Source organism: Pseudomonas sp. NCHU5216, assembly GCF_052156495.1.
Taxonomy (GTDB): Bacteria; Pseudomonadota; Gammaproteobacteria; order Pseudomonadales; family Pseudomonadaceae; genus Aquipseudomonas.
Genome location: NZ_JBQLIX010000008.1, coordinates 167,485 through 176,064, shown reverse-complemented (window position 1 = coordinate 176,064; position 8,580 = coordinate 167,485). Strand labels below are relative to the sequence as shown.

Sequence of the window (8,580 nt, the reverse complement as noted above, 5' to 3'; positions counted from 1 at the left end):
CAAGATGGAGCTATTGCTACGTGACGAGGTTCACCGGCAAGCTCGGGCGCTGGAGTAGATTTGTGGGGATTCCTCAGAATCAGACCTGGATATTTGCTGTGCAACAGCATTGGTCAGCGCCTCATCGACAGCGATCATCCACAGCTATTCAAGGATGCTCTCACGCGGCAAGGGCTCCTGAGCCAATCGCTACGCCAGACCAACTCAGGGGTAATAGGCCTGCATAAGACGGACGCTCATATACTTGAAAACTCGATACGGCTGATGGACGAACTCCACGAAGAAGCGGGCGAAGTCTATACCTTTGAGGAGATATGCCTCGCTCTGGCGGCGCATGAGAAGGTTCGGCTCCGCGAGTGTCCAGATTTGCTGCACCATTACTGGAGCCGCAAGGCGCAGTTCAGGGCCAAGATAATGGCCTGGCACGACAAGCACGGTCAGTCGCCATTGAGCAATCAGGCACTCAAGGATGTCACCTCTATCAAGGCGCACCTGCCTCGCCCCCCATTGCCATTGCGCTGCCTGCAGAAGTTCTTCACTCTGGCTGTACCGGCAGAGCAACGTCAGTTCATGCGAGAAGTGCTCTACGGCTGCTACCGATACCCGAACGAATTTGATCGTGCCTGCTCGGCGGCATGGTGGGAAAAAGCCCTGGAGAATACAGAGCGACGCATGAGCCGCCGACTTGATGCCTCCACCTTAAATCTATGGCTGAACCAGCCGATTTTGCGTACTCTGGCGGGCCAATTTCATCAAGACCTCAAACAACACCTTGGCCATTTGCGCGCGACAGCCATGAACTCTGAAGCCTGAAGAGCGCGCCTAGCACCAAGGTGTAGTATTCCCCGACATGACCACCCCCATCGTAAAGCCGATATCGCAAGCGAACTTCGATAAGCTCGTAGCCAACGCCAGAAGCATTGAAGAAGACAGCTATGGAACCAAGGTCTATCTCCTTGAGAATGGCGACTACCTGAAACTGTTCAGGCGCAAGCGCCTCCTGTCTTCTGCGTTATTGACGCCCTACTCGGTGCGTTTCTGGCGCAATGCTGAACAGCTCCATCGGCGTGGCATACCAACAGTCGCACCCCTGGAACTCTTCAGGCTTCCCAAGGCAGGCTGGACAGCCATTCGCTATCGGGCCCTGGCTGGTACGACACTCAGCTCGCTATATGAAAGAGAGCAACGAATCAGCGCGCCTCTCCTTGAGCAACTTGCGGAGTTTTTTAGAACGCTGCATCAAATGGGCATTTACTTCCGTTCGATGCACCTGGGAAATATCGTGCTGACACCGGACAAACGATTAGGCCTAATCGATATCGCCGACCTGAGTTTCCAGTCACGTCCCCTTTCACGCCATAAGGCCCGAAGGAATCTGGTCCACTTCGAGCGCTATCTAAAGCACAAAGGTCTTATGGCTGAGTTCCCCTTCAAGACACTGCATGAAAAGGTCATGGCCCCTTAATGAGCGGCCACGACCTCTTTCTCCGCTGCTTTGCGTTTGCTAGAAACCTTACGTAATACGGCAAGATGGATTGCAATGGGTATCCATATCAGGAACCAGTGCTCCTTGGGGCGCGACATGAATGACGAGCCCTCGGTCATTCCAGCCACAAATCCGTATATCAGAAGAGTTGAGCTTATCAGCACCAAGCCAGAGTGCCTCATCTGCCATGACTTGAAGAAGCTATACAGATAGATCGCCAGCCACATCAGCCCGCCAACCAAACCTGTTTGATAAATCACCCCCAAGGTCAGGTTGTGCGGGTCTGCCAGCAGTACATTCAACCCCGGAACAGTGATGTCGATAACCGTATCGTAGCCATGACCGAACCAGAGTACCGGCATGATCTGGCGCCAGGTCTCAGCCCAGATCAGCGGCCGATAAGACAGCCCCCGGGAAAGCAACTCGGCGCCAAAGAACCATAAACCGACGCCACAGATTATCGCTGCGGGCATGAGTAGCCAGACGATCCGCCGATCCGCCACCATGATAATCAACCAGACGAAACAGGCGCCCAAAGCCATGAAGGGAGTTCGCGAGCCGGTAAAAAATAACAAAAGCACCAGAATCATGAGCATGATCAACTTGCCAGCCCATGCCCTTGATGAGCTCATGAGGGCTGCCAGCCATAAGGCTGCAAAAAAGCCATAAACATGCGAGGTCAGCAGAGGGTTGTATAACGCGCCGAAACCTTCCAAGCGTGATGGCGGCCCATTACCCTTGAAATATAGGATCATGGTTATGACCGCAAACAATGCAGCCGCCACGCCAGCAAGCCCAACGACTTGAATGAGCCGTCGCATATCGTGCTCGGCCAAAGCTGCCACTGCCAATATCAACATGACTATATAAAGCGGATGCTTGATCTTCGAGAAATCGATCTCTCCTGCTGCCCATGCAAGAGACAGGATAACGTAGGCAGAGAAGCTCAAGAACAATAAAAATAGAGGCTCTTGCCGCAAAAAGACGAATCGCGATGGGGACGCGACCAGAACGATCAATGCAGGAAAGGCCAGAGAGGCATAATAGAGCTTGTGATACAAAGAGCGGTCGCCCACCCAGAACATACCCGTTAGAAACAGCACAAGCGCCACTGGCAACCAGTAGCGAACATAGCCTTCATATAGTCTTTCACGCCACATTAACCAGTTCCCACAGCAAAATCACACGAAGATTCATCAAGAAAACAACAAACGGCCAATACCGCGCAGCACCTTGGAATTCCAACTACGCAAGGGCAACTCACCTAATAATTCACGCGCCAGTTCCTTATCACGCCCAGCAGACTTCAAGAACATAGAGCACAAGTATTTTTCCTTGACTCGCTCATAAGCGGGATGATCCGAGAAAACCTCATAGGTCTTCAGCATGTTTTCCACCATGAAGCGCAAGCGCTTGTAGGTATTGCTTTCGTGCTTCCTGTAGTCAGCCAAAACATCCGGAAGAATGTCAATATAATATCCAGCCCTGAGAATGCTCAGACAGATGTAAACGTCCTCGAGACGAATCTCAGGATTGAACCCCCCGGCGGCCGCCAACGCCTCACGCCTGAACATCAAGGTCGCAGCCTGCGGCCCCGGTTTGAGATCAAGGAAAAGATCATCGAAATCCAGACGCCGAAAAGGCAGATGACGTTGTTTCTGCTCTTTCTCAGGAAGAGGTTGTCCGTTGCTGTCGATAATATCGATATTGGCCGAGCAGATACCCACCTCAGGCTTGCTCTGCATGTACTCGGCCTGAACGGCTAGCCGCTGAGGACGCATGATGTCATCGGACCCAAAAGGAACGATAAGACTCCCTTTGCTCCGTGCGATGGCTGCATTCAGCGTTCGACTCAAGCCGCAATTCTGCTGAACCTGAAAGTCAAAGCCATACTCCGCTTGCAAGCGGGTGATGCGCTCGACACTGTCATCACTGGAACCATCATCGATGACCAGCAGCTCGAAATTCGAGTATGTCTGCTGCATGACACTACGAATGCTGGCCTCTATGTAAGGCGCGTGATTATAGGATGCGATAATCACGGAAATGAGCGGGAAAAAGTCTTCCTCACCGACACATTTCTCTTCACTAATCTCTTTCACCAACGCTCACCTTGAAGGACAAAAGCCATCACGCATTAATGGCCATTCAAAAAATTCTGATAGAACCGAGAAACTGCTTCGCTCAAAAACCAAGCCACACCAGCCAGCTCGCCCTACGCTGTGGGGCTCGAGGTGTAGGGCGCATGGCGTCAGCTATCTGCTGACCTATACGATTGAAACCATATTTTTCTTCGACCAAAAGCCGCCCAGCCTGGGCGATACGCTGTGCCCGCTCAGGCTCGGCTCTCAGCAGGGCCAGTTTTTCCCTCAGCTCAGCCACCGTTCGATACAAGACCAGATTGTGCATATCCACGAAACCCAGTGCCGAGTTCTCGACCTCACCTTGGTCATAGGCCAGTAGCACGCAACCACAGGCCATCGCCTCGAAGTTCTTGATCATGTACTCGCCCATTCCCACGTCCGCACTGACGAAGAAACGAATGCGGTTGAGAGTCTCGCAGTACTCCTCACCTGAATTTGTTTTGGTCACGAGTAGGTTCTCATGGCGTCCCAACTCGTCGAGCAACGCCTTGCGCCCACTGTAGGCCACACTCTTGGTGCTGCCAACGAAGGCCAGCTCGATATCACGCTCCCGGCCTTGATAAGAGAGCAAGGCCTGATCGTAACCCTTGGGTACGAAGCAGGCATCGAAGCCTTCGTCACGCAGACGCTGGCTGACCTGAGCACCAGAGCTGATGATGCGCACCCAGGGCATACGCCGATAATGCGCACTGAACTTTCCCGTGTACTTGCACGGGATATAGTTCTGATAAGCGTCATGCTCCAGAATCATCAGGTTGGGTAAAGTGCGGATGAAGCGCCATTGACGCATCTCTTTCTTGAAGCGCAGAAAGAAAAGGATTCTGTCGTAGCGAGACAGATCAACATGATCGCGGAAATAACGCTTCAGATTGGCCTGTTCATCACTGCTCAGCCAGCGAATGTCACAACTCTCGCACGCCTCGGCAATGCCTTCATACAACCTATCCAGTATCGCTCGCTGCTCGGCCTGAACCAGAAAAAGCACCTTCACAGGGTCACCTCGAAAACGGTACTAGGAAGAATCACAGGACGTGACCTGTAGCTGACTCGCCCAGCAACTTGGCCAGACGTTGCCTCTGCTGCCGGGTCAGCACCCTGCTCCAAGGCTGTATGCTCAGGCTTTCACCCTCGGGAATGGCCTTTCGCCGCAACTCCTGCGCATAGCCTTGACCACAAGCCTTGGCATAAGGATCTGCGCATAGCACCGTCGCGTAATATGCCAACTTGGCATGGGAACGCATCCGAGAGGAGAGAAAGACGCTGCGCAAACGAAAGTTCAGACGGTGCCACCAGACAGGTCTGGGCTTATCCGTTGGCACTTCTCGAACAGCCTCTATGGCCTGCGCAGAGAAATGTTCGCCATGACGCTGGAAGAATGCAGCGACCATATGACGCCAGTAGTTCTTCCCGGAGAAATAGTGCTTGACTACCCCCCGGGATTCCTCTGGCCGCCCTAGATGCCTGGCAGCGACGCCCACGGCGAACTGCTCGATGATATGAATCTTGGGAACCATCGGGTGCAGGATATCGATGAGCCTCAGCGTTTCATCCATAAGCAGAGAGGCATCGCTCCGAAAGCCCAGAACCCCGGAGTTGATCAGCAACATCCGTTGATCAATGCCATATTGCTCGGCCAAGTAAGGCGAGAGCACCGTATGCAGTTCATCGCCTTGGTACTCCCTCCAGACGCCCTCGATCTCATCGACCAGCCATGGAGCCTTTGCAAGACGCTCGAAAAGCTTAACCGGCGAGGCCAGGAAGAAGGTATCCGTATCGATGAAAATGCTTTGCTCGGCATACTGCAACGCGTCGCGGATGGCGGCTGCCTTGCGCCGGTGCAGATAGCTCGCCGGCCCCGTCCAAGCCCTCAAGGTCTGATCATCGAGCGCGATCACCTCGACCGGCCAACCGATGAACTGAGCGGGCTCATCGGTGTAGAGCAGGATACGCGGGCACGCCCCCTGCGCATGATGCAATGCAGAAAGAATGCTGTACTTGGCCTCCTGGTGATACTCGACCTTGCCGCCGTAGACCAGATAGACCAGTTGCTTCGATACGCGCTCAGGCATCACGACGCCCTCGACTGCATGAAGCACAGCATCGGTAGCGACCAGAAACGGGCATAGGCGCCTGCATCACTGAAAGGGGTTTGAATACTCTGCACACTCGGCTGAGTACCTGCGTTGGCTGCACTCAGCAGACGTGCACAAAGCGCCGTCTCATCGGCAAAGGCAAACAAAGCCTCCGCCTTATCCACCACCTCTGGCGCCCCACCGCAGTCACTCGCCAACACCGGCACCTCAGCCGCCATCGCCTCCAGCAACACCATGCCAAACGGCTCGTGGTCGGAGGTCAGGGCAAACACATCGAACGCCTTGAAGTAGCGACGTGCATGCGGCACCTGGCCGAGAAAGCGCACCGACTCGCTAACGCCCAACTCCGCCGCCAGAGCCTTGAGCTGTGCCTCCAGGCGACCACTGCCCATGATCGCCAGCAGGCTGCCTGCCGGCAGTTGCGGCAAGGCCTGGGCGAAGCCGCGAATCAGCGTGGCCTGATCCTTGTCCGGATGCAGGCGGCCGACGTTGCCGACCACCCAGGCATCCTGCGGCAACCCCAGATGCTCGCGCGCGGCCTCGCGGGATACCTGCTCGGCCTGCACGGCCTCGACATCGATGCGGTTATACAAGGTCTCGATACGCTCGGCCGGCCAACCAGGCAGACAGGCGCGCATATCGTCACGCACCGCATTGGACACCCCAAGCAGCGCCAGGCGCTTGCGGAAAAAATTGGCGAACAGTTGCCGGGAACGGCGCTTGTAGTCGCCGAAAGCATGATGCACGCCGATCACCGGCAGATCGCTGCCCAGCAGGGCGACGTAGATCGGCTTGAAGCGATGGGCGATGCACAGGGCGAAGTCACGCGAGGCAGCGATTCGACGGAAGTCGCGGATCGCAGCCAACTTCAGGCCACGCACCTGGGCGCTGGAATAGTCGAGGAAGATCACCTCGTCGGAAGCCGAGCCACGCTCGACCTCCGCTGACGGCTTACCCGTCAGGTAAACGGTGCAGACCTTGTAGGACGTGCCCTTGAACAGCACGGCGTATTGCCGTGCGCAGTCCAGAAAGGGGCCGTCATAGCCGTGGCAGAACTGCAGAACCCAGCGCTGCGCCTGGCCAGCAGCCTGCTCAGACGCCGTCATACCAGTCCTTGCCGTCCTTGACCACGAGGATGTCTTCCATGATCAGGTACTGCAGATCCGAGCCATAGAACATGTTCAGCGCGTCGGTCGGCGAGCAGATCATCGGCTCGCCACGGCGGTTGAGCGAGGTGTTCAGCGACACACCATTGCCAGTGAGTTTCTCCAGCTCCAGCATCAGGTCGTACCAACGCGGGTTGTACTGGCGCTCCAGCACCTGGGCACGCGAGGTGCCGTCTTCATGCACCACCTCGCCGACGCGCTCCTTCCACTCTTCGTTGACCTCGAAGGTGAAAGTCATGAACGGGCTCGGGTGATCCACCTTGAGCATCTTCAGCGCCACGGTGTCGAGCATCGACGGGCAGAAGGGTCTCCAGCGTTCGCGGAACTTGATCTGCTCGTTGATACGGTCGGCTACGCCCGGCACGCTCGGGCAGCCGATGATGGAGCGACCACCCAGAGCACGCGGGCCGAACTCCATGCGCCCCTGGAACCAGGCCACCGGGTTGCCGTCGACCATGATCTTGGCGATACGCTCGGGCGTGTTGTCGATGCGCTTGAACACCGGCTGGTTCGGGTGCTTGGCACAGGCGGCGATGACCTCTTCGTTGGAATAGGACGGGCCGAGGTAGACATGCTCCATCTTTTCCACCGGCACGCCGCGCTGGTTCGACACGTAGGCCGCCGCCCCAACGGCCGTGCCGGCATCGCCAGAGGCTGGTTGCACGAACAGCTCCTTCACATCGTCACGGGCGATGATCTTCTGGTTGAGCTTGACGTTCAGCGCGCAGCCACCGGCAAAGGCTATCTTGCCGGTTTCCTTGAGGATGTCGCCCAGGTAGTACTCCATCATCTGCAGTGCCAGCTTCTCGAACAGCGCCTGCATGCTGGCCGCGTAATGGATGTAGGGATCGTCGGCGATGTCACCCTCGCGCTTGGGCCCCAGCCACTCGATCAGCTTGGGCGAGAAGTAGTAACCCTTGCCGTTTTCCTTGTAGCGACGGAAGCCGATGACGTTGGCGTACTCGGTATTGATGATCAGCTCGCCGTTCTCGAACTTGGCCAGGCGCGAGAAATCGTACTTGGCGGCATCGCCATAGGGCGCCATGCCCATGACCTTGAATTCGCCGTCGAGCATCTCGAAGCCCAGGTACTCGGTGATTGCGCCATAAAGGCCGCCGAGCGAATCAGGATCGTAGAACTCCTTGATCTTGTGGATCTTGCCGTTCTCGCCGTAGCCGAAGAAGGTGGTGGCGTACTCGCCCTTGCCGTCGATGCCGAGGATCGCGGTCTTTTCCTTGAAACCCGAGCAGTGGTAGGCGCTGGAGGCGTGCGCCAGGTGGTGTTCGACCGGTTCGATCTTGACCTTCTTCAGGTCGAAGCCGAGTTGCACCAGGCACCACTCGATACGCTTCTTGTAGCGCTTGTAACGACGGTTGCCGAACAGGATGGCATCCAGGGCACGATCCGGCGCGTAGGCGTAACGCTTGGCGTACTGCCAGCGGGCCTTCTCGAAGATGCTGATGGGGGCGAAGGGAATGGCCACCACATCGACGTCCGAGGGCTTGATGCCCGCCTGCTCCAGACAGAACTTGGCCGACTCGTAGGGCATGCGGTTCTTCGCGTGCTTGTCGCGCACGAAGCGCTCCTCTTCCACGGCCGCGATCAGCTTGCCGTCGATATAAAGCGCGGCGGACGGATCGTGACTGAGGGCGCCGGACAGGCCGAGAATGGTCAGTGCCACAGGTTTGAGC

The 8,580-nt window shown here is 56.4% G+C and carries 8 protein-coding genes; 2 read left to right on the top strand and 6 right to left on the bottom strand.

Annotation, left to right across the window (positions count from 1 at the left end; translation table 11 throughout):
- The first annotated feature begins 264 nt into the window (after window positions 1-264).
- Entirely contained in the window at window positions 265-813 is a 549-nt protein-coding gene (locus ACSVIK_RS09075; protein WP_442444013.1) for a hypothetical protein, read from the top strand.
- Window positions 814-850: 37 nt separating this feature from the next.
- Window positions 851-1,465 (top strand): lipopolysaccharide kinase InaA family protein, encoded by a 615-nt coding sequence (locus tag ACSVIK_RS09070; RefSeq protein WP_442444012.1) that lies wholly within the window; start codon window positions 851-853, stop codon window positions 1,463-1,465.
- Here the strand turns inward: ACSVIK_RS09070 and ACSVIK_RS09065 are convergent.
- The 6 genes from ACSVIK_RS09065 to ACSVIK_RS09040 all read right to left on the bottom strand — a co-directional run bounded on the left by ACSVIK_RS09065 (window position 1,462) and on the right by ACSVIK_RS09040 (window position 8,570).
- Window positions 1,462-2,646: an O-antigen ligase family protein gene (locus ACSVIK_RS09065; RefSeq protein ID WP_442444011.1), complete on the bottom strand. Its 1,185-nt coding sequence runs from the start codon at window positions 2,644-2,646 to the stop codon at window positions 1,462-1,464. The genes ACSVIK_RS09070 and ACSVIK_RS09065 overlap by 4 nt on opposite strands.
- Window positions 2,647-2,682: 36 nt before the next feature.
- Entirely contained in the window at window positions 2,683-3,579 is an 897-nt protein-coding gene (locus tag ACSVIK_RS09060) for a glycosyltransferase family 2 protein (RefSeq protein ID WP_442444018.1), read from the bottom strand.
- A gap of 91 nt (window positions 3,580-3,670) precedes the next feature.
- On the bottom strand, window positions 3,671-4,621 hold the full coding sequence (locus ACSVIK_RS09055; RefSeq protein WP_442444010.1) for a glycosyltransferase family protein: 951 nt from the start codon (window positions 4,619-4,621) through the stop codon (window positions 3,671-3,673).
- Between the two features lie 31 nt (window positions 4,622-4,652).
- Window positions 4,653-5,699, bottom strand: a complete 1,047-nt coding sequence (locus ACSVIK_RS09050; RefSeq protein WP_442444009.1) for a hypothetical protein — start codon at window positions 5,697-5,699, stop codon at window positions 4,653-4,655.
- The gene (locus tag ACSVIK_RS09045) at window positions 5,699-6,829 is read right to left on the bottom strand and encodes a glycosyltransferase (protein ID WP_442444008.1); all 1,131 of its coding nucleotides are present in this window, start codon (window positions 6,827-6,829) and stop codon (window positions 5,699-5,701) included. Before ACSVIK_RS09045 ends, ACSVIK_RS09050 begins: the two co-directional genes overlap by 1 nt.
- Window positions 6,816-8,570: a carbamoyltransferase family protein gene (locus ACSVIK_RS09040; protein WP_442444007.1), complete on the bottom strand. Its 1,755-nt coding sequence runs from the start codon at window positions 8,568-8,570 to the stop codon at window positions 6,816-6,818. Before ACSVIK_RS09040 ends, ACSVIK_RS09045 begins: the two co-directional genes overlap by 14 nt.
- Window positions 8,571-8,580: the final 10 nt, after the last annotated feature.

Excerpts from the sequence above, each read along its gene's own strand:
- ACSVIK_RS09050 (WP_442444009.1), bottom strand. The coding sequence starts at position 5,699 with ATGCCTGAGCGCGTATCGAAGCAACTGGTCTATCTGGTCTACGGCGGC.
- ACSVIK_RS09070 (WP_442444012.1), top strand. The coding sequence starts at position 851 with ATGACCACCCCCATCGTAAAGCCGATATCGCAAGCGAACTTCGATAAG.
- ACSVIK_RS09065 (WP_442444011.1), bottom strand. The coding sequence starts at position 2,646 with ATGTGGCGTGAAAGACTATATGAAGGCTATGTTCGCTACTGGTTGCCA.
- ACSVIK_RS09075 (WP_442444013.1), top strand. The coding sequence starts at position 265 with ATGGACGAACTCCACGAAGAAGCGGGCGAAGTCTATACCTTTGAGGAG.
- ACSVIK_RS09045 (WP_442444008.1), bottom strand. The coding sequence starts at position 6,829 with ATGACGGCGTCTGAGCAGGCTGCTGGCCAGGCGCAGCGCTGGGTTCTG.